This window comes from Escherichia sp. MOD1-EC7011 (assembly GCF_002965005.1).
GTDB classification, from domain to species: domain Bacteria; phylum Pseudomonadota; class Gammaproteobacteria; order Enterobacterales; family Enterobacteriaceae; genus Escherichia; species Escherichia ruysiae.
In genome coordinates this window covers 114,706-135,103 of record NZ_PTRD01000022.1, presented here as the reverse complement: position 1 = coordinate 135,103, position 20,398 = coordinate 114,706, and the positions used below count along the sequence as shown (strand labels likewise).

The 20,398-nt window shown below is 51.1% G+C and carries 19 protein-coding genes and 1 pseudogene; 13 read left to right on the top strand and 7 right to left on the bottom strand.

Annotated elements, in window-relative coordinates; genetic code table 11:
* Nucleotides 1-268 precede the first annotated feature (268 nt).
* Entirely contained in the window at nt 269-1,366 is a 1,098-nt protein-coding gene (mltA, locus tag A7098_RS11175) for a murein transglycosylase A (RefSeq protein ID WP_000678631.1), read from the top strand.
* A gap of 238 nt (nt 1,367-1,604) precedes the next feature.
* A complete protein-coding gene (gene tcdA, locus A7098_RS11170; protein ID WP_000117715.1) occupies nt 1,605-2,411 on the top strand; it encodes a tRNA cyclic N6-threonylcarbamoyladenosine(37) synthase TcdA in 807 nt (268 codons plus the stop codon).
* 49 nt (nt 2,412-2,460) lie between these two features.
* On the opposite strand, the gene csdE is transcribed toward tcdA, so the two are convergent.
* Together csdE and csdA are read right to left on the bottom strand one after the other, a co-directional pair.
* The gene (csdE, locus tag A7098_RS11165) at nt 2,461-2,904 is read right to left on the bottom strand and encodes a cysteine desulfurase sulfur acceptor subunit CsdE (protein ID WP_000184243.1); all 444 of its coding nucleotides are present in this window, start codon (nt 2,902-2,904) and stop codon (nt 2,461-2,463) included.
* Nucleotides 2,904-4,109: a cysteine desulfurase CsdA gene (gene csdA, locus A7098_RS11160; protein ID WP_105280805.1), complete on the bottom strand. Its 1,206-nt coding sequence runs from the start codon at nt 4,107-4,109 to the stop codon at nt 2,904-2,906. Before csdA ends, csdE begins: the two co-directional genes overlap by 1 nt.
* 191 nt (nt 4,110-4,300) lie before the next feature.
* Here csdA and A7098_RS11155 point away from each other — a divergent pair, with 191 nt between their 5' ends.
* From A7098_RS11155 to A7098_RS24220, 5 genes and pseudogenes are all read left to right on the top strand, one after another.
* Nucleotides 4,301-4,528: a YgdI/YgdR family lipoprotein gene (locus tag A7098_RS11155; protein ID WP_000750399.1), complete on the top strand. Its 228-nt coding sequence runs from the start codon at nt 4,301-4,303 to the stop codon at nt 4,526-4,528.
* A 350-nt stretch (nt 4,529-4,878) separates the two neighbouring features.
* Nucleotides 4,879-5,796 (top strand): glycine cleavage system transcriptional regulator GcvA, encoded by a 918-nt coding sequence (gene gcvA, locus A7098_RS11150; protein ID WP_000044401.1) that lies wholly within the window; start codon nt 4,879-4,881, stop codon nt 5,794-5,796.
* Nucleotides 5,797-5,814: 18 nt separating this feature from the next.
* Nucleotides 5,815-6,210: a DUF423 domain-containing protein gene (locus tag A7098_RS11145; RefSeq protein WP_000203904.1), complete on the top strand. Its 396-nt coding sequence runs from the start codon at nt 5,815-5,817 to the stop codon at nt 6,208-6,210.
* A complete protein-coding gene (gene rlmM / locus A7098_RS11140) occupies nt 6,203-7,303 on the top strand; it encodes a 23S rRNA (cytidine(2498)-2'-O)-methyltransferase RlmM (RefSeq protein WP_105280804.1) in 1,101 nt (366 codons plus the stop codon). Before A7098_RS11145 ends, rlmM begins: the two co-directional genes overlap by 8 nt.
* 37 nt (nt 7,304-7,340) lie before the next feature.
* Nucleotides 7,341-7,415 (top strand): annotated as a pseudogene (locus A7098_RS24220) (hypothetical protein); the annotation flags it as partial.
* 104 nt (nt 7,416-7,519) lie between these two features.
* On the opposite strand, the gene xni reads toward A7098_RS24220, so the two are convergent.
* The 5 genes from xni to queF form a co-directional block, all read right to left on the bottom strand.
* The gene (xni, locus tag A7098_RS11135) at nt 7,520-8,275 is read right to left on the bottom strand and encodes a flap endonuclease Xni (RefSeq protein WP_024165228.1); all 756 of its coding nucleotides are present in this window, start codon (nt 8,273-8,275) and stop codon (nt 7,520-7,522) included.
* A gap of 283 nt (nt 8,276-8,558) precedes the next feature.
* Nucleotides 8,559-9,926 (bottom strand): L-serine ammonia-lyase II, encoded by a 1,368-nt coding sequence (sdaB, locus tag A7098_RS11130; RefSeq protein WP_000626400.1) that lies wholly within the window; start codon nt 9,924-9,926, stop codon nt 8,559-8,561.
* Between the two features lie 57 nt (nt 9,927-9,983).
* Nucleotides 9,984-11,273 (bottom strand): HAAAP family serine/threonine permease SdaC, encoded by a 1,290-nt coding sequence (sdaC, locus tag A7098_RS11125; protein ID WP_097514558.1) that lies wholly within the window; start codon nt 11,271-11,273, stop codon nt 9,984-9,986.
* A 557-nt stretch (nt 11,274-11,830) separates the two neighbouring features.
* The gene (ppnN, locus tag A7098_RS11120; protein WP_000628011.1) at nt 11,831-13,195 is read right to left on the bottom strand and encodes a nucleotide 5'-monophosphate nucleosidase PpnN; all 1,365 of its coding nucleotides are present in this window, start codon (nt 13,193-13,195) and stop codon (nt 11,831-11,833) included.
* Nucleotides 13,196-13,306: 111 nt separating this feature from the next.
* Nucleotides 13,307-14,155 carry an NADPH-dependent 7-cyano-7-deazaguanine reductase QueF gene (queF, locus tag A7098_RS11115; RefSeq protein ID WP_000100577.1) on the bottom strand — a complete coding sequence of 283 codons (849 nt, stop codon included), beginning with the start codon at nt 14,153-14,155 and terminating at the stop codon, nt 13,307-13,309.
* 67 nt (nt 14,156-14,222) lie between these two features.
* Here queF and syd point away from each other — a divergent pair, with 67 nt between their 5' ends.
* The 6 genes from syd (at nt 14,223) to gudD (ending at nt 20,177) form a co-directional block, all read left to right on the top strand.
* The gene (gene syd, locus A7098_RS11110; RefSeq protein ID WP_105280803.1) at nt 14,223-14,768 is read left to right on the top strand and encodes a SecY-interacting protein; all 546 of its coding nucleotides are present in this window, start codon (nt 14,223-14,225) and stop codon (nt 14,766-14,768) included.
* 622 nt (nt 14,769-15,390) lie between these two features.
* On the top strand, nt 15,391-15,720 hold the full coding sequence (locus A7098_RS11105; protein WP_000207002.1) for a YqcC family protein: 330 nt from the start codon (nt 15,391-15,393) through the stop codon (nt 15,718-15,720).
* Nucleotides 15,720-16,502, top strand: a complete 783-nt coding sequence (gene truC, locus A7098_RS11100; protein ID WP_000890001.1) for a tRNA pseudouridine(65) synthase TruC — start codon at nt 15,720-15,722, stop codon at nt 16,500-16,502. Before A7098_RS11105 ends, truC begins: the two co-directional genes overlap by 1 nt.
* 17 nt (nt 16,503-16,519) lie before the next feature.
* Nucleotides 16,520-16,969, top strand: coding sequence for a flavodoxin (locus A7098_RS11095; protein ID WP_000807742.1), 450 nt, complete (start codon nt 16,520-16,522; stop codon nt 16,967-16,969).
* Nucleotides 16,970-17,388: 419 nt separating this feature from the next.
* On the top strand, nt 17,389-18,741 hold the full coding sequence (gene gudP / locus A7098_RS11090; protein ID WP_105280802.1) for a galactarate/glucarate/glycerate transporter GudP: 1,353 nt from the start codon (nt 17,389-17,391) through the stop codon (nt 18,739-18,741).
* Between the two features lie 95 nt (nt 18,742-18,836).
* Entirely contained in the window at nt 18,837-20,177 is a 1,341-nt protein-coding gene (gudD, locus tag A7098_RS11085; protein WP_105280801.1) for a glucarate dehydratase, read from the top strand.
* Nucleotides 20,178-20,398 lie beyond the last annotated feature (221 nt).

Here is a 20,398-nt window from a genome sequence, read left to right as displayed (position 1 = left end):
TTTGAACCGACGACCTTCGGGTTATGAGCCCGACGAGCTACCAGGCTGCTCCACCCCGCGTCCGTGGATGCGCACTATACTCCGCTCGCGTTTTCATGCAACCTTTTTTTTACCCGGATCACGGATTTGGCATGATTTTGAACAAAAACAAAACACTACCGCCTATTTTTTGTGCAAAATTTGCGTCAGGGAGAGTCTGCTCATTTCATTAAACGCGACGGTTTGTTATCTTCGTTGTGCCTTATTTTTTAACCTGAAGAAGAGAACAATGAAAGGACGTTGGGTAAAGTACCTTCTTATGGGCGCTGTTGTGGCGATGCTTGCCGCCTGCTCCTCCAAACCAACCGATCGCGGACAGCAATATAAAGACGGGAAATTTACCCAGCCTTTCTCTCTGGTGAACCAGCCAGATGCCGTTGGCGCACCAATTAACGCCGGTGATTTTGCCGAGCAAATTAACCATATTCGTAACTCGTCACCGCGTCTGTATGGCAACCAGAGTAATGTTTATAACGCGGTGCAAGAGTGGCTGCGCGCAGGCGGTGATACCCGCAATATGCGCCAGTTCGGCATTGACGCCTGGCAGATGGAAGGCGCGGACAACTATGGCAACGTGCAGTTTACAGGCTATTACACGCCGGTAATTCAGGCGCGCCATACCCGCCAGGGCGAGTTCCAGTATCCTATTTACCGTATGCCGCCAAAACGCGGCCGTCTGCCGTCTCGTGCGGAGATCTACGCGGGGGCACTGAGCGATAAATATATCCTCGCTTACAGCAACTCTCTGATGGATAACTTCATTATGGATGTACAGGGTAGCGGGTATATCGATTTTGGCGACGGCAGTCCGCTTAACTTCTTCAGCTATGCCGGAAAGAACGGTCATGCCTATCGCAGTATTGGTAAGGTGCTGATCGATCGTGGCGAAGTGAAAAAAGAAGATATGTCGATGCAGGCGATTCGTCACTGGGGGGAAACGCACAGTGAAGCCGAAGTTCGCGAACTGCTGGAACAGAATCCGTCTTTCGTCTTCTTTAAGCCGCAATCTTTTGCACCGGTGAAAGGAGCAAGTGCTGTGCCGCTGGTTGGTCGTGCTTCTGTTGCCTCCGATCGCTCGCTCATCCCGCCAGGCACTACCTTGCTGGCAGAAGTACCGTTGTTGGATAATAACGGTAAATTTAACGGTCAGTACGAACTGCGTCTGATGGTGGCGCTGGATGTCGGTGGCGCAATCAAAGGCCAACATTTCGATATCTATCAAGGGATCGGGCCGGAAGCCGGACACCGCGCAGGTTGGTACAACCACTATGGACGTGTCTGGGTGCTGAAAACGGCTCCGGGCGCAGGTAACGTCTTTAGCGGCTGATGTGATATTCTGTATACCGTTTTGACGGATACGACAGGGTGAGGGATAACCTCATCTCCTGATTGTTGACTAAGTGCGCATTGTTCATGCCGGATGCGGCGTGAACGCCTTATCAGGCCTACAAATCATGCAAATTCAATATATTGCAGGAGTTATGTAGGCCCGATAAGCGTAGCGCATCAGGCATTTATGCGTTTAGGGTGGGGGATAACCTCACCCTTTTTAATTCTGAGGTGCTATGTCTGTGGTAATTAGTGATGCCTGGCGTCAGCGTTTTGGCGGCACTGCGCGTCTGTATGGTGAGAAAGCCTTGCAACTATTTGCCGATGCACATATCTGTGTGGTCGGCATCGGTGGTGTAGGTTCCTGGGCAGCGGAAGCTCTGGCGCGCACGGGGATTGGCGCAATAACGCTTATCGATATGGATGATGTGTGTGTCACCAATACCAATCGGCAAATTCACGCGCTGCGTGATAACGTCGGGCTGGCAAAAGCGGAAGTGATGGCGGAGCGTATTCGCCAGATTAACCCGGAGTGTCGGGTGACAGTGGTGGACGATTTCGTGACGCCGGATAACGTAGCGCAATATATGAATGCCGGTTATTCGTATGTTATTGATGCCATTGACAGTGTGCGCCCCAAAGCGGCACTAATCGCATACTGTCGTCGCAATAAAATCCCATTGGTAACGACGGGGGGGGCCGGCGGGCAGATTGATCCGACGCAGATTCAGGTTACTGACCTGGCGAAGACTATTCAGGACCCGCTGGCGGCGAAGCTGCGCGAGCGCCTGAAAAGCGATTTTGGCGTGGTGAAAAACAGCAAAGGTAAGCTCGGCGTGGATTGCGTGTTTTCTACCGAGGCGTTGGTATATCCGCAGTCAGACGGTACGGTCTGTGCGATGAAAGCCACGGCGGAAGGACCAAAGCGAATGGATTGCGCATCAGGATTTGGTGCGGCAACGATGGTGACCGCCACCTTTGGTTTTGTTGCGGTTTCTCATGCGCTGAAGAAGATGATGGCGAAAGCGGCGCGCAAGGAATAACCATTATGTCGGATGCGACGCGAGCGTCTTATCCGACCTGGATTTGTGCTTAAACCTGTTTCGCCGCTGTGATAATCGCCTCGCTTAACGCATTCAGCCCCTGACTGCGTGAGGCACTAAGTTGCGCACGCAATCCCAGCTCATCAAACAACGCCAGCGGCGACTGCGTTTGTAACTCGGCGGCGGTTTTGCCCTCCACGGCGGTCAACAACACTGCCAGCAGACCGCGCACAATGCGTCCTTCGCTGTCGCCAAAGAAATGCATCTTGCCGTTTTCAGCCACGGTATACCCCAGCCAGACGCGGTTTTCGCATCCGGCAATCTCTTTGGCCTGTGCTTTTAATTCATCAGGTAAAGCCGGAAGCTGTTTCCCCAGCATGATCAACTGGCGATATTTCTCTTCCCACTGCGTCAACGGCGCGAAAGTATCGCGTAACGTCTCTGCGGTAACGGTTGTGCCGAACGGATGTCCGGCGAATTGCGGGTTTGTCATTAATCCACCAATAATTCCAGCGCGCGGTCAACGGCGTTCACCAGCGCATCCACATCACTCTTTGTATTATATGGCGCAAAAGAGGCGCGCAGTGTGCCGGTTACGCCTAATTCTGCCAGTAGCGGCTGAGCGCAATGCTGCCCGGCGCGCAGGGCAATACCGTACTCTGCCAGCAAAGTCACCATATCGCTGTGATGAACCCCCGCGAAATCAAAGGCCAGCAGGCTGGAATCCTGGCAGCGGAATGAACGAAAGCCTGGACGTTTTGCCAGCGAATCTTCTGCAAGCGTCGCCAGGCTACGACTCCAGCTTTCTGCCTGGTTAATATCATAATCTGCCAGCCATTCCAGCGCCGCGCTTAACCCAATGACGCCTGCGACGTTGGGCGTTCCGGCTTCCAGTTTCCACGGGGCAGATTGTGTGGTGAAGCCGTCAAAACTGACTTCGTGAATCATTTTGCCACCGCCGAGCCAGGGCGACATTGCTTCCAGCAGTTCTGGTTTGCCATACAGCACGCCGATACCCGTCGGGCCGTAAAGTTTGTGACCTGAAAAAGCGTAGAAATCGATATCCAGTTGCTGAACATCTGCAGGGAAATGCACCGCCCCCTGAGCACCATCAACCATCACCACCATCCCGGCTGAATGGGCAAAGGTAATCGATCGCGCCAGATCCGGGCAGCCGCCAGTGACGTTCGACATCTGGCCCAACGCCAGAATCCGGCTACGGGGAGTAATCAGCTCTGGTAACAAATCGACATCTGGCAGCCGCTGCGCATTAAGCGGCAACTTCACCACTTTGGCTCCAGTTTGTTGGGCGACCATCAGCCAGGGGACGAGGTTGGCGTGGTGCTCTGCCACGCTGACAATAATTTCATCGCCCGGTTGCAGACGCGGACGCGCATAGCATTGCGCCACCATGTTGATGGATTCGGTGGTGCCGCGCGTCCAGACAATGGTTTTGTCATCTGGAGCATTGAGCAATTGCGCCACTTTCTCCCGCGCAGCCTCATAACGTGCGGTCAGACGTTGGGCTTCGGCAAACTGGCTGCGATGGACGTTTCCGGCGCTAAGGCTATAGAACTGTCGGGTAGCCTCAACCACGGCTTCGGGCTTGAGCGCGGTTGCGGCACTGTCGAGATAGACGCCCGCATCCTGTAATGCGGGAAACTGCGCACGGAACTGCGCGGGATTAAAAACGTTCATGGTACTCCTCGGCTTGATTCACCGATCGTGACGCAAAATTCACTTTGATACAAGGAGAGTGCTAACCATCGGAATTATCTGGATATCCTGGCGAAGCCGCGTCAGTAACATATGCTGAATAGTGTTAGGCGTTAATTTTAGCCTGTTAATCAATACTATTAAGATTTATTAATCGCTTTAAGGAGAAGAAGATGAAAAAGACTGCCGCAATTATCTCTGCCTGTATGCTGACTTTTGCCCTGAGCGCCTGTTCCGGTTCGAACTATGTGATGCACACCAATGACGGACGTACCATCGTCTCTGACGGTAAACCACAAACTGATAATGAAACCGGTATGATTTCGTATAAAGACGCTAATGGCAACAAACAGCAGATCAACCGTACCGACGTGAAAGAGATGGTCGAGCTGGATCAGTAATTCGCGATCGCAAGGTAAAAAAAAGCACCGCAATTAGGCGGTGCTACATTAATCACTATGGACAGACAGGGTAAATGTACAGGAAGTGAAAAAAGGTAGCTTAGCTACCATGGTCTGAATCGCAGACCAATTGCAAACACAACAACACAACATCACAACCGTAAGCCAAAAGTTCACCAGAACACGCATTCCGATAAAACTTTTCGTTCCGGCTCAGGAAGTGCCGCCACTATAGGTATTTGCTGGTAGAAGCTCAACGGACAATTTATAATGGCTCAGATAAAAAAAACTAATAGGTTACATAGTGTGATCTAATTGTTAAATTCATTTAACATCAAAGTTTAAAAGCCATGTCAAAACGATTACCACCGCTAAATGCCTTACGAGTTTTTGATGCCGCCGCACGCCATTTAAGCTTCACGCGCGCAGCAGAAGAGCTTTTTGTGACCCAGGCCGCAGTAAGTCATCAAATCAAGTCACTTGAGGATTTTTTGGGACTGAAACTGTTCCGTCGCCGTAATCGTTCACTCCTGCTGACCGAGGAAGGGCAAAGCTATTTCCTCGATATCAAAGAGATATTTTCGCAATTAACCGAAGCGACGCGTAAACTCCAGGCTCGTAGCGCCAAGGGGGCGTTGACGGTCAGTTTACTCCCCAGTTTTGCCATCCACTGGCTGGTGCCGCGACTTTCCAGCTTTAATTCAGCTTATCCGGGAATCGACGTTCGAATCCAGGCGGTCGATCGCCAGGAAGATAAACTGGCGGATGATGTTGATGTGGCGATATTTTATGGTCGGGGCAACTGGCCGGGGCTGCGGGTCGAAAAACTTTATGCCGAATATTTGTTGCCGGTGTGTTCTCCGCTACTGTTAACCGGCGAAAAACCCTTGAAGACGCCAGAAGATCTGGCTAAACATACGTTATTACACGATGCGTCCCGGCGTGACTGGCAGACATATACTCGCCAGTTGGGGTTAAATCATATCAACGTTCAACAAGGGCCGATCTTCAGTCACAGCGCGATGGTGCTGCAAGCGGCTATCCACGGGCAGGGAGTCGCATTGGCGAATAATGTGATGGCGCAATCGGAAATCGAGGCCGGACGCCTTGTCTGCCCGTTTAATGATGTTCTGGTCAGTAAAAATGCTTTTTATCTGGTATGTCATGACAGCCAGGCAGAACTGGGTAAAATAGCCGCCTTTCGCCAATGGATCCTGGCGAAAGCCGCTGCTGAACAAGAAAAATTCCGCTTTCGTTATGAACAATAATTTACGTAGGGTACGACCATGACCAGCCGTTTTATGCTGATTTTCGCCGCCATTAGCGGCTTCATTTTTGTGGCTCTCGGCGCTTTTGGCGCGCATGTGTTAAGTAAAACCATGGGAGCCGTTGAGATGGGCTGGATCCAGACCGGCCTCGAATACCAGGCGTTCCATACGCTGGCGATTTTAGGTCTGGCGGTGGCGATGCAGCGTCGCATCAGTATCTGGTTTTACTGGAGTAGCGTTTTCCTCGCGTTAGGCACGGTGCTGTTCAGCGGCAGCCTTTATTGCCTGGCGCTGTCCCATCTGCGTTTGTGGGCGTTTGTCACACCGGTTGGCGGCGTGAGCTTCCTCGCGGGCTGGGCGTTAATGTTAGTCGGAGCTATCCGTTTAAAGCGCAAGGGCGTAAATCATGAATAAGGTTGTATTGTTGTGCCGTCCTGGCTTTGAAAAAGAGTGTGCTGCGGAAATTACCGATAAAGCCGGTCAGCGGGAAATATTCGGTTTTGCCCGCGTTAAAGACAATGCGGGTTATGTCATCTATGAATGTTATCAACCGGATGATGGCGATAAGTTAATCCGCGAACTGCCGTTCAGTTCATTAATTTTTGCTCGCCAGTGGTTTGTGGTGGGGGAACTCCTGCAGCATTTGCCGCCAGAAGATCGAATTACCCCCATTGTCGGCATGTTACAGGGTGTAGTAGAGAAGGGCGGTGAACTGCGTGTTGAAGTTGCCGATACCAACGAAAGCAAAGAGTTGCTGAAATTCTGCCGTAAATTCACCGTGCCGCTACGCGCTGCCTTGCGCGATGCGGGTGTGCTGGCGAACTATGAAACGCCGAAGCGTCCGGTTGTGCATGTATTCTTTATTGCACCAGGCTGCTGCTATACCGGCTACTCCTACAGCAATAATAATTCGCCGTTCTATATGGGGATTCCACGCCTGAAGTTTCCGGCGGATGCGCCAAGCCGTTCCACGCTCAAACTGGAAGAGGCATTTCATGTGTTTATTCCTGCGGATGAGTGGGATGAACGCCTGGCAAATGGAATGTGGGCGGTAGATTTGGGTGCTTGTCCAGGCGGCTGGACCTACCAACTGGTGAAGCGCAACATGTGGGTATACTCCGTCGATAACGGCCCGATGGCGCAAAGTCTGATGGATACCGGACAGGTGACGTGGCTGCGGGAAGATGGTTTCAAATTCCGCCCAACACGTAGTAACATCTCATGGATGGTATGCGATATGGTTGAAAAACCAGCGAAAGTTGCGGCACTGATGGCACAGTGGCTGGTTAATGGCTGGTGTCGTGAAACTATCTTCAACCTTAAGCTACCGATGAAAAAACGCTACGAAGAAGTGTCACACAATCTGGCGTACGTTCAGGCACAGCTTGATGAACATGGTATTAACGCCCAGATTCAGGCGCGGCAGTTGTATCACGATCGCGAAGAAGTGACGGTGCATGTCCGTCGTATCTGGGCTGCGGTGGGTGGTCGTCGCGACGAACGGTAAGTGAGTTGGCAGGGGCATTGACTCCGGTCTGGCATCCGATGTCTGTATCGGTGGCAACCCCCGTGAAGCAACGCTTGAGGATATTGTCGAGCTTTACCATACCGCCTGGTAAATGCGCTGATGTGATAATGCCGGATGCGACGCTAGCCGCGTCTTATCCGGCCTACAAGTGCATTTAATTCAATGAGGTGTTAATCGGTAGTATTCGGCACGCTGTTATCGTACCAACCGCAATTGCTGTAAATTGCCGTCGATATGCAAGTCGGTTTGTAAGCGGGCAATATCGCGACACAGAAACGCCATCTCTTTATGTTCTTCCAGTTTCTTGCGCCACTTTTCGGCAACCGCGTCGATATTTTCATATATCCCTTCCAGACTCTGAAACTCGACGAGTAACTGCGTGGCGCTTTTTGGCCCAATCCCCGCAACACCCGGCACCTTTGAGCTGCTGATCCCCGCCAGCCCCCAATAATCGGGTAATTGCTGAGGTTGAACGCCAAATTCTTTATCGATAAACGGCGCATCAAGCCAACGTTTCTGAAAGTAATCACGAATACGCAGTGCAGGTGAAAGGAGCTGACAGTAGCCTTTATCTGTCGAAACAATGGTTGCCTGATGCCCGGCCTGGGTCACTTTTACTGCCAGCGTGGCGGCTAAGTCATCTGCTTCGTTGCCGCTGGCTGACCAGCATCGGACACCGCGTTGTTCAAAGGCTGCGCGTAACGCAGGCATTTCGTTGTGCAACTCTTCCGGCATTGGCGGACGACCGGCTTTGTAATCCGGTAAACGCTGATGACGCCAGCCGCTACTGCGGTTTTCATCATCAAAAACGGCGACGGCGTGGGTTGGCTGGCTGTGCATAATGAGCTGATCGAGCGCGTGCTGGCAGGTCTCCACGCAGGGCGAGCCCTGAACGGCATGAATGCGACGAATAAGATTCAGTGCATCGACAATAAGCAAATGAACAGCCACGATAACCCCCTTAAAGATCAGGCGATAAGGGTAACATTCGATGTCGGAACAGGCTACGGCTGGATGAGAAATCGGGAAGAGAGCTCGCAAAATGAGGTCTGATATTGATGACAACGCCAAATTGCCTGATGCGCTACGCTTATCATGCCTACAAAAGAATCACAATCTATTGAATTTTCGCTGTTTTGTAGGTCGGGTAAGGCGTTTGCGCCGCATCCGACATAAACAACAGGCACATTCTCAACAATGTGAGGCCTCGCCAAACGAGGCCTCTGGAGAGAGATTAATCGCAGGCAACAATCTTCATTGCCAGGCCGCCGCGAGAAGTTTCACGGTACTTGGCGTTCATATCTTTACCTGTTTCGTACATGGTTTCGATAACTTTATCGAGGCAGACGCGCGGCTCGCTGGTACGGCGCAGCGCCATACGCGCGGCGTTCACCGCTTTCACTGCCGCAATGGCATTACGCTCAATGCACGGCACCTGTACCTGTCCGGCAACCGGGTCACACGTCAGGCCGAGGTTATGCTCCATTGCGATTTCTGCCGCGATGCATACCTGTGCCGGGCTTGCGCCTAACAGTTCTGCCAGACCCGCCGCTGCCATAGAGCACGCTACGCCAACTTCGCCCTGGCAGCCGACTTCGGCACCAGAAATCGAGGCGTTCATCTTATAAAGAGAACCAATGGCGCTTGCCACCAGCAGGTAACGAGCCAGTGAGTTAGCGTTCACTTCACGGATAAACTTGTCGTAGTACGCCAGCACTGCCGGGATAATCCCGCACGCGCCGTTAGTCGGTGCAGTCACCACGCGACCACCAGCAGCGTTCTCTTCGTTCACCGCCAGAGCGAACATGTTGATCCAGTCAACAACCGCCATCGGGTCAGTGGTGTTTTTGTCCTGGCTGACCAGCATCCGGCGCAGAGCCGCCGCACGGCGTGGAACGCGCAGTTTGCCTGGCAGCACGCCTTCGGTGGCAATACCGCGCTCAATACCGCCGCGCATCACTTCCCAGACGTTCGCCAGGTGCTGTTCCAGCTCTTCTTTGCTGTGCAGCGCCAGTTCGTTTTTCATCATCAGGCCAGAGAGTGACAGCCCGGTTTCCTGACAATGCTTTTGCAGATCGGCTGCTGAGCTGTACGGATAAGGAACTTCAACCGGTGCGCTATCCTGCTGACCAAAATGTTCTTCATCAACGATAAAGCCACCGCCGATGGAGTAGTAAGTCTGGCTGTAAACAACTTTATCGCCCGCCAGCGCGGTGATGCGCATACCGTTTTCATGCAGAGAAAGGTTGTCGGCATGGAAGTTCATGCACTGATCAACCGGGAACTCCACTTCGTGCTGACCATTTGCCAGCATCAGGCGACCATGAGTATTCACATCCTGAATAAAACCAGGGATGGAATCGATATCAACGGTATCCGGCAGGTTACCCGCCAGCCCCATAATAATGGCGATATCAGTGTGGTGGCCTTTACCGGTCAGAGAGAGCGAGCCGTAGACATCAACCACCACGCGGGTCACGTCTTTAAGCAGGTTACGGGCAATCAGATCGTCGGTAAATTGTTTACCCGCTTTCATTGGTCCAACGGTATGGGAACTGGAAGGACCAATGCCGATTTTGAAAATATCGAATACGCTAATCATAGGAAATTCATCGGGTTAAAACGGAGGAAGCGCCGCCCGAAAGCGGCGCGAAAGGATTTAGCTGAACAGAGAGTAGAAAATTGCGGAGATAGCAATCAGACCCATCACGACAACGAATACGTTGCTGATGTGACCGCTGTACTTACGCATTGCCGGTACTTTCTGGATTGCGTACATCGGCATCAGGAACAGGAGCATCGCGATGATTGGACCGCCCAGGGTTTCAATCATCCCCAGGATGCTTGGGTTCAGCGTAGCAACAATCCAGGTCGTTACCAGCATAAACAGTGCAGTGATACGGTTCAGCTTGTTGATTTCGATAGACTTACCTTTACCACGCAGAGATTTGATCACCATACCGTTGAAGCCTTCACGCGCACCCAGGTAGTGGCCGAGGAAGGATTTGGTGATAGCGATAATCGCGATAATCGGAGCCATCCACGCGATGATCGGCGCGTTAAAGTGGTTCGCCAGGTAAGACAGAATCGAGATGTTCTGCTCTTTAGCCGCAGCCAGGTCTGCCGGAGTCAGGCTCAGTACGCAGCTGAAGACGAAGAACATTACGGTCAGCACCATCATGATGTGAGCGAATGCCAGGATCTTCGAGCATTTCTGTTCTGCCATATCGCCGTACTCTTCACGCTTCGCAACGGCGAAAGAAGAGATGATCGGAGAGTGGTTGAACGAGAATACCATTACCGGAATCGCCAGCCACAGGGTCATCCACAGACCGTTTCCGGTTGCAGATGCAGTGTCCAGAGACAGCGTTTCCAGAGCTGCGCCGTTCCACTGCGGGATCAGGTACAGAGCCAGCAGCATCAGTACGCCAACAAACGGGAATACCAGAATACTCATCGCCTTAACGATCATCTGCTCACCGAAGCGAACGATGGTCATCATACCCACGATCAGGATCAGGGACAGAATCGCACGCGGCGGCGGCGTCATACCCAGCTGGTGAGACATGAAGCTTTCAACCGTGTTGGTGATTGCCACGCTATAAACCAGCAGGATCGGGTAGATAGCGAAAAAGTACAGCAGAGTAATCAGTTTACCTGCACCAATACCAAAGTGTTCTTCTACTACCTCAGTGATGTCTTCGCCTGGGTTTTTACCAGACAGTACGAAGCGAGTCAGGCCACGGTGAGCAAAAAACGTCATCGGGAACGCAAGGATGGCCATGATGATCAGCGGGATCATACCGCCAACACCGGCGTTGATTGGCAGGAACAGTACACCCGCGCCGATTGCCGTGCCGTAGAGGCCCAGCATCCACATGGTGTCTGTCTTGCGCCAGGCACTGCGAGAGTCTTTCGACGCAATCGTGCTGGTTTGAGTCGTTTCCATCTATTTCTCCTGGAGGAATGCAAATAATTCAGCTTTTAGCCAGTTCAGCCCGGGAAGGTGCCTGGCCGTAAAAATGAAATCTGTCTATCGGCGATGGCTTAATCATTTTCCGCCGTAATAATTTGAGGGCGGAAAGATACACACAAGTTATGCATCTATCAGTGATCTTGATCTCAAATACAATAATCTACTTAGAAGATAGATAATCCCAACTCTTTACTCTGTAAATCAAAAGTAAAAGAGAATTTAAGGGCAATATTTTCCCACTAAACGATATCTGGTTTCTTCCGGGGCGCGCAATATATGTAGGTTGAACTGAAAAAATCAATACTTTTAGTTAATCATGATAAGAATTTCTTTTTCACAGTAATAAAATGCGGTTTATGAAAGCAGGTAAACGTTTGCGTGGCAATATAAATTGTATGACATATTAATATTGGTGATATTAAGTGTCTTATGATGCGTTGAAACATTCAGATAACAAATGAAATGGATTGGTGAGTGAGTGACCAAATAAGAGAAAAACCCGGCAACAAACGTTACCGGGGGAGGGGAGATTAGGTGCAGATTTCGTAGCAAGGGATGTAGGCTGAGCCAGGCAACTTCATACGGTGCTGGGCGACAAACCCCTGAAGCAGGTCGTCCATACGACGCATTATCTCTTTATCGCCGTTGATTTTATAAGGCCCAAACTCTTCAATGGCGCGAATACCGACTTCTTTTACGTTACCCGCCACAATACCGGAGAACGCACGACGCAGGTCAGCAGCCAGCACTTCAACGGGTTGATCCGGGTACAGTTTCAGATTAGCCATGTTCTCGTGAGACGGCTCAAACGGCATTTGCAGATCTGGCGCAATGCGCATTGACCAGTTAAAGCTGTAAGCATCACCGGTGTCACGGCGATTTTCTTTCACCAGCGGCATCGATTTTTTCATCTGACGAGCGACTTCAGCAGCGTCATCAATGATGATGCGGTAATGGCGGCGCGCGTTTTCTCCCAGCGTATGCACGACAAACTCGTCCAGTACGCGGAAGTAATCGGCGCTCTCTTTCGGACCGGTAAGGATCAGCGGTAAGACCTGATCTTTATTTGCCGGATTCATCAAAATTCCCAGCAAATAGAGCAACTCTTCTGCCGTACCCACACCGCCAGGGAAGATAATGATGCCGTGAGCGATACGCACAAACGCTTCCAGACGTTTTTCGATATCCGGCATGATGATCAATTCGTTGACCAGCGGGTTAGGCGGTTCAGCAGCGATAATCGACGGCTCTGTCATACCAATAAAACGGCTGTCTTTGTAACGCTGCTGAGCGTGACCCACTGCTGCGCCTTTCATCGGCGCTTCCATCGCTCCTGGACCACAACCGGTGCAGATATTTAACTCACGCAGACCCAGCTGATTTCCGACGCGACGGGCATATAAATACTCGTTTTCGTTGATTGAGTGACCGCCCCAGCACACAACCATATTTGGCGCTTCGCCGACATGCAGTGCGCGAGCATTACGCAATATAGAAAAGACCAGATTAGTAATGTGGACAGAGTTGTCGAGATTCAGGTTGGGAAAACGAACGGTGTTATGGATTTGCCCATAGACGAAGAGAATGTCGCGCAGAACAGCGAACAAGTTGGCCTGCAAGGCGCGAATAATGCGCCCATCGACAAAAGCGTCTTCCGGGGGATTGATCAGTTCTAACTTAACGCCACGTTCACGGCGCAGCACGTTAATGTCAAAACTTTCAAAACGAGACAGCAATTCTTTGCTGTTATCGGTCAAACTACCGGAGTTCAGAACAGCAAGTGAACAGTTGCGAAACAGTTGATAGAGGTCGCTGCTGGCGGTGCGTTTAAGCATATCCACTTCCAGCTGCGACAACATATCCATGGAGCCAAGCGGGCTAATATGTGTAATCAAGAAAAACTCCTTATGGGACGAATATCGTCATTCCCTTTGATTACAATAGCCCTGCCTGATGGCCTTTCACAACTCTATGCGTGAATCCAGTACGCAAAAATGAGAAAAAATTTATTGTCGTACCAGTCGGGTCGTCGATGGGACAAAGTCGCTATTGCTACGCCAGGGGTTAATGTCCAGGCCGCCACGACGGGTATAACGCGCATAGACGCTTAATTTCTCTGGCTGGCAGAAGCGTAGCAGGTCATTAAAAATACGCTCTACGCATTGCTCATGGAACTCGTTGTGATGACGGAAAGAAACCAGATAGCGCAGCAGTTTTTCCCTGTCAATTTTGTGTCCACGGTACTGAATTTGGATTGACCCCCAGTCTGGCTGATGGGTGATCAGACAGTTTGACTTCAGCAAATGGCTGACTAGCGTCTCTTCCACCACTTTTTCACCGCTGGCGGCATTCTCAAGATAGTCAGTGGTAAATTCATAGTTATCGATAGCGATATCCTGTTCATCAATGCAGGTGCCATTGAAATGTCCCACCGGCTGGCCTTCCAGTTCATCAAGACGATATAAGGCCACGCTAACCTTACCCTGGGCACAGGTGCTTAAATCGCGCTCCAGCGTCTGGCGCACCTCCTCCCAGTTATTAAAACGCGTCTGGTTAAAGCTATTGAGATAGAGCTTAAAACTCTTCGACTCAATCAGATTTACGCTGGTGTAATCAAGTTCAACATGACCGACAGCGACCTGTGGCAAACCTTTGGCATTCAGCCAGGAAAGCTCATACAGCGTCCAGATATCCGCGCCGTGAAAAGGCAGGTTATCCGCTTTCAGGCCCAGAGGATCGCGATTCAGACTACGCGGAACGCCTTGCAGCAGGCTGGCGTCATAGGTATCCCGGTAATCGGTTGATTTTCCGAGAGTCAGGCCCGCAAGTGCCTGATGGTTTGTATAAGAAGACATGTTTCACCGTCATAAACCAGATAAACTAAACGACAAGTGTATCTGGTTTAAGTGAAGAGAGAAATTAGTGGACGATTTGACCGCACATGCCCTGAAAGATTTTACTGCACGCTACTGCGATGCGTGGCATGAAGAGCATAAAAGCTGGCCGTTAAGTGAGGAGCTGTATGGCGTGCCTTCACCATGCATTATTTCAACCACCGATGACGCCGTATACTGGCAACCCCAGCCGTTTACCGGTGAACAAAATGTAAACGCGGTTGAACGGGCGTTTGATATTGTGATACAACCCACAATTCATACCTTCTATACAACCCAGTTTGCCGGGGATATGCATGCGCAGTTTGGCGATATCAAACTGACATTACTGCAAACCTGGAGCGAAGACGACTTCTGCCGGGTGCAGGAAAATCTGATTGGTCATCTGGTGACTCAGAAACGGTTAAAACTGCCGCCCACGCTATTTATCGCAACACTGGAAGAAGAGTTAGAGGTCATCTCGGTGTGTAATCTCTCTGGTGAAGTATGCAAAGAGACGCTGGGAACGCGTAAACGGACGCATTTAGCCTCAAATCTTGCGGAATTCCTTAACCAACTTAAGCCTCTTCTGTAATCCAAATACCCCGTCTGGTTGTGAGAGATCTCTTACAGACCCTGTAGGAGATCGCCAGGAAATAAGCGAATACTCAAACAGATAAGAATCGATATTTTTATTTATAATCAATGGATTATATGAAATTTCTTAACTTTCATATGAAATTATCCTTAAGGCTTTGTCTGTAAGCGCCTTGTAAGACTCAGCGAAAAAGACGATTCTATCTTCGTCGACAGGGAGTCAGACAACGAAGTGAACATCAGGATGATGACACTTCTGAAGGACACGCCAGGACGGTGTTTCAGGGAAAGGCTTCTGGATGAAGCGAAGAGGAAAACGCTGGATGCGTTAAAGGACACCTCCAGGATGGAGAATGAGAACCGGTCAGGATGATTCGGTGGGTCAGGAAGGCCAGGGACACTTCAGGATGAAGTATCACATCGGGGTGGTGTGAGCAGGAAGCAATAGTTCAGGATGAACAATTGGTCGCAAGACCAGAGGAAAAGTTGTCAAGGATGAGCAGGGAGCAACAAAAGTAGCTGGATTGCTGCGAAACGAACCGGGAGCACTGTGAATACAGTGCTCCCTTTTTTTATTCCTGCTATCCTTCGCGGCAGTTTTTTCTTATTGAGGTTGCTTTATGACCACTCATGACCGCGTTCGTCTTCAGTTGCAGGCGCTTGAATCGTTACTGCGTGAACATCAGCACTGGCGAAACGATGAGCCCCAGCCGCATCAATTCAACAGTACCCAACCGTTCTTTATGGACACCATGGAACCACTGGAGTGGTTGCAGTGGGTGCTTATCCCACGAATGCACGATTTATTAGATAACAACCAGCCATTACCGGGGGCATTTGCCGTGGCGCCGTACTATGAAATGGCGCTGGCGACGGATCACCCGCAACGCACGCTTATTCTGGCGGAACTGGAAAAGCTGGATGCCCTTTTTGCGGATGACGCAAACTGATGCTGGAAATACTCTACCAGGATGAATGGCTGGTTGCGGTAAATAAACCGTCCGGCTGGCTGGTCCACCGTAGCTGGCTGGATCGCGATGAGAAAGTGGTGGTCATGCAAACCGTGCGTGACCAGATAGGCCAGCACGTGTTTACCGCGCATCGCCTGGACAGACCTACTTCCGGCGTATTGCTGATGGGACTGTCCAGCGAAGCTGGACGGCTGCTGGCACAACAGTTTGAACAGCATCAAATCCAGAAACGTTACCATGCGATAGTTCGTGGCTGGCTAATGGAAGAAGCGGTGCTGGATTATCCACTGGTGGAAGAACTGGACAAAATCGCTGATAAATTTGCCCGTGAAGATAAAGGGCCACAGCCAGCGGTGACGCATTATCGCGGTCTGGCGACGGTGGAAATGCCAGTCGCAACCGGACGTTACCCGACCACGCGCTACGGCCTGGTGGAACTGGAGCCGAAAACCGGACGCAAACACCAGCTCCGCCGGCATCTTGCCCATTTGCGTCATCCAATTATTGGCGACAGCAAACATGGCGATTTACGCCAGAATCGCAGTGGGGCTGAACATTTTGGCCTCCAGCGGTTAATGCTACATGCCAGCCAGTTATCATTGACGCATCCGTTCACCGGCGAACCGCTGACTATTCACGCGGGTCTGGACGACACCTGGATGCAGGCGTTATCACAATTTGGCTGGCGTGGTCTGCTTCCTGAAAATGAAAGGGTTGAGTTCAGTGCGCCATCAGGTCAGGATGGTGAGATAAGTTCCTAATCCAGGGAGAAAACGGTATGGCGGAAATTGGTATTTTTGTGGGCACCATGTACGGAAATTCACTGTTAGTGGCGGAGGAAGCGGAAGCAATTCTGACTGCGCAGGGGCACAAAGCCACGGTGTTTGAAGATCCAGAATTAAGCGACTGGCTGCTCTATCAGGACAAGTTCGTTCTGGTGGTTACGTCCACGACCGGGCAAGGCGACCTGCCTGACAGCATTGTGCCGCTTTTTCAGGGAATCAAAGATAGCCTTGGTTTTCAGCCGAATCTTCGTTATGGCGTAATTGCGCTCGGCGACAGTAGCTATGTGAATTTCTGCAACGGCGGCAAACAGTTCGATGCCTTGTTGCAGGAACAGAGTGCGCAGCGGATAGGGGAAATGCTGCTGATTGACGCCAGTGAGAACCCGGAACCGGAAACGGAATCAAACCCGTGGGTCGAACATTGGGGCACGCTGTTGTCCTGACAAATTGCCGTTTTAAGCAAACTGAATCGAATCCTTTCAGGCAAATGCCAGTAAAAACTTGCAAATGTGACGGTTTTTTACTGGCGTTTGCCTGGAGTCAAGCGATCCATTTCATACTCTTCTTTATTTCTCCGTTATAACCCTTCCTTTCTTGTTCTTGTTTTCATTTCCGTGAAGTTGATTCCACCGTCCAGGGCTAATGCCAAAATCGGGCCTCATTGAACGCATTAATGTTGTGTTGTTGCACGGTGAGCCGCTATGGCGCGCTTTTTATACTGCTATTGCCAGATATAAACACGCGCCGCATTCGGCGAACGACCTATAAAAACGGCAAAAAACACCCTACGTCACCTCTGATTTCCTGGCGGTATTGCAGTCCAGAGTGAGCGTGGCTAACGCGAATTTTCAGGAGTGCAACAATGAGTTCTTTAAGTCAGGCTGCGAGCAGTGTTGAAAAACGCACGAATGCTCGTTACTGGATAGTGGTGATGTTGTTTATCGTCACATCCTTCAACTACGGCGACCGCGCTACGCTCTCTATCGCCGGTTCAGAAATGGCCAAAGATATCGGCCTTGATCCCGTGGGAATGGGGTATGTGTTCTCTGCTTTCTCATGGGCTTATGTAATAGGGCAGATCCCAGGTGGCTGGTTGTTGGATCGCTTTGGTTCAAAACGCGTCTACTTCTGGTCGATCTTTATCTGGTCGATGTTTACCTTGCTGCAAGGCTTCGTCGATATCTTTAGTGGATTCGGCATTATCGTTGCCCTGTTTACGCTGCGCTTCCTGGTCGGGCTTGCTGAATCGCCCTCTTTCCCCGGCAACAGTCGCATTGTAGCGGCCTGGTTTCCTGCGCAGGAAAGGGGAACGGCGGTGTCGATTTTTAACTCCGCACAATACTTCGCAACGGTTATCTTCGCGCCGATTATGGGCTGGCTGACTCATGAAGTGGGCTGGTCACACGTTTTCTTCTTTATGGGCGGTCTGGGCATTGTCATCAGCTTTATTTGGTTGAAAGTCATCCACGAGCCAAATCAACATCCGGGCGTAAATCAGAAAGAGCTGGACTACATTGCTGCGGGCGGGGCGCTGATCAATATGGATCAGCAAAACACCAAAGTTAAAGTGCCGTTCAGCGTGAAGTGGGGGCAGATCAAACAGTTGCTAGGTTCGCGGATGATGATCGGCGTTTATATCGGTCAGTATTGTATCAACGCCATGACTTACTTCTTTATCACCTGGTTCCCGGTTTATCTGGTGCAGGCGCGTGGGATGTCAATTCTGAAAGCGGGCTTTGTGGCTTCTGTTCCGGCGGTTTGCGGTTTTATCGGCGGCGTGCTGGGTGGGATTATTTCTGACTGGCTGATGCGTCGCACGGGTTCGCTGAACATTGCGCGTAAAACGCCGATCGTGATGGGAATGCTGCTGTCGATGGTGATGGTGTTCTGTAACTACGTCAACGTTGAGTGGATGATCATCGGCTTTATGGCGCTGGCCTTCTTCGGTAAGGGCATCGGGGCGCTGGGTTGGGCCGTAATGGCAGATACCGCGCCAAAAGAGATCAGCGGTCTTTCCGGTGGCCTGTTCAACATGTTCGGTAACATTTCTGGCATCGTCACGCCAATCGCAATTGGTTATATCGTTGGCACGACTGGCTCGTTTAATGGGGCGCTGATTTATGTTGGGGTTCATGCCTTAATCGCGGTACTGAGCTACCTGGTGCTGGTGGGCGATATCAAGCGTATCGAGCTGAAACCTGTCGCGGGAAAATAAGATGATAACCCCGATTTCAAACATCCCGGCTCCTGAATTTCTGACCGTAAACATCCCGTTTTCGGCCGTCATTGATTCTGAATAAGGACATAAACATGAGTTCTCAATTTACGACGCCTGTTGTTACTGAAATGCAGGTCATCCCGGTGGCGGGTCATGACAGCATGCTGATGAATCTGAGTGGTGCACACGCACCGTTCTTCACGCGTAATATTGTGATTATCAAAGATAATTCTGGTCACACTGGCGTAGGGGAAATTCCCGGCGGCGAGAAAATCCGTAAAACGCTGGAAGATGCGATTCCGCTGGTGGTGGGTAAAACGCTGGGCGAGTACAAAAACGTTCTGACGCTGGTGCGTAACACGTTTGCCGATCGTGATGCTGGCGGGCGTGGTTTGCAGACTTTTGACCTGCGTACCACGATTCATGTGGTGACTGGAATTGAAGCGGCAATGCTGGATCTGCTGGGGCAGCATCTGGGGGTTAACGTGGCGTCGTTGCTGGGCGATGGTCAACAGCGTAGCGAAGTCGAGATGCTCGGTTATCTGTTCTTTGTCGGCAATCGCAACGCTACACCGCTGCCGTATCAAAGCCAGCCGGATGACTCATGCGACTGGTATCGCCTGCGTCACGAAGAAGCGATGACGCCGGATGCGGTGGTGCGCCTGGCGGAAGCAGCATATGAAAAATATGGCTTTAATGATTTCAAACTGAAGGGCGGTGTACTGGCCGGGGAAGAAGAAGCCGAATCTATCGTGGCACTGGCGAAACGCTTCCCGCAGGCGCGTATTACCCTCGATCCTAACGGTGCCTGGTTGCTGAACGAAGCGATTAAAATTGGTAAATACCTGAAAGGTTCGCTGGCTTATGCAGAAGATCCGTGTGGTGCGGAGCAAGGTTTCTCCGGGCGTGAAGTGATGGCAGAGTTCCGTCGCGCAACTGGCCTGCCGACTGCAACCAATATGATAGCCACCGACTGGCGGCAGATGGGCCATACGCTCTCGTTACAATCCGTTGATATCCCGCTGGCGGATCCGCATTTCTGGACGATGCAAGGTTCGGTACGTGTGGCGCAAATGTGCCATGAATTTGGCCTGACCTGGGGTTCACACTCTAACAACCACTTCGATATTTCCTTGGCGATGTTTACCCATGTAGCCGCTGCTGCACCGGGTAAAATTACTGCTATTGATACGCACTGGATCTGGCAGGAAGGCAATCAGCGTCTGACCAAAGAACCGTTTGAGATCAAAGGCGGGCTGGTACAGGTGCCGCAAAAACCAGGATTGGGCGTAGAAATCGATATGGATCAGGTGATGAAAGCCCACGAGCTGTATCAGAAACACGGGCTTGGCGCGCGTGACGATGCAATGGGAATGCAGTATCTGATTCCTGGCTGGACGTTCGATAACAAGCGTCCGTGCATGGTGCGTTAAGACAGAAAACCAAAACCGGCTCTGTCAGGAGCCGGTTTGAGACTGATGCCAAACGCAAAATTGCCTGTTGCGCTACGTATCAGACCAACATACTTTTTAATTCATTGAATTTAATTGGTTTTGTAGGCCGGATAAGGCGTTAACGCCGCATCCGGCATAAACACAGGCACTTTGTCACCAATCTGAAACCAGCGTCATAAAAAGCCGATTGCTACTCGACA

Excerpts from the sequence above, each read along its gene's own strand:
- mltA (WP_000678631.1), top strand. The coding sequence starts at position 269 with ATGAAAGGACGTTGGGTAAAGTACCTTCTTATGGGCGCTGTTGTGGCG.
- tcdA (WP_000117715.1), top strand. The coding sequence starts at position 1,605 with ATGTCTGTGGTAATTAGTGATGCCTGGCGTCAGCGTTTTGGCGGCACT.
- csdE (WP_000184243.1), bottom strand. The coding sequence starts at position 2,904 with ATGACAAACCCGCAATTCGCCGGACATCCGTTCGGCACAACCGTTACC.
- csdA (WP_105280805.1), bottom strand. The coding sequence starts at position 4,109 with ATGAACGTTTTTAATCCCGCGCAGTTCCGTGCGCAGTTTCCCGCATTA.
- A7098_RS11155 (WP_000750399.1), top strand. The coding sequence starts at position 4,301 with ATGAAAAAGACTGCCGCAATTATCTCTGCCTGTATGCTGACTTTTGCC.
- gcvA (WP_000044401.1), top strand. The coding sequence starts at position 4,879 with ATGTCAAAACGATTACCACCGCTAAATGCCTTACGAGTTTTTGATGCC.
- A7098_RS11145 (WP_000203904.1), top strand. The coding sequence starts at position 5,815 with ATGACCAGCCGTTTTATGCTGATTTTCGCCGCCATTAGCGGCTTCATT.
- rlmM (WP_105280804.1), top strand. The coding sequence starts at position 6,203 with ATGAATAAGGTTGTATTGTTGTGCCGTCCTGGCTTTGAAAAAGAGTGT.
- sdaB (WP_000626400.1), bottom strand. The coding sequence starts at position 9,926 with ATGATTAGCGTATTCGATATTTTCAAAATCGGCATTGGTCCTTCCAGT.
- sdaC (WP_097514558.1), bottom strand. The coding sequence starts at position 11,273 with ATGGAAACGACTCAAACCAGCACGATTGCGTCGAAAGACTCTCGCAGT.
- queF (WP_000100577.1), bottom strand. The coding sequence starts at position 14,155 with ATGTCTTCTTATACAAACCATCAGGCACTTGCGGGCCTGACTCTCGGA.
- A7098_RS11105 (WP_000207002.1), top strand. The coding sequence starts at position 15,391 with ATGACCACTCATGACCGCGTTCGTCTTCAGTTGCAGGCGCTTGAATCG.
- truC (WP_000890001.1), top strand. The coding sequence starts at position 15,720 with ATGCTGGAAATACTCTACCAGGATGAATGGCTGGTTGCGGTAAATAAA.
- A7098_RS11095 (WP_000807742.1), top strand. The coding sequence starts at position 16,520 with ATGGCGGAAATTGGTATTTTTGTGGGCACCATGTACGGAAATTCACTG.
- gudP (WP_105280802.1), top strand. The coding sequence starts at position 17,389 with ATGAGTTCTTTAAGTCAGGCTGCGAGCAGTGTTGAAAAACGCACGAAT.
- gudD (WP_105280801.1), top strand. The coding sequence starts at position 18,837 with ATGAGTTCTCAATTTACGACGCCTGTTGTTACTGAAATGCAGGTCATC.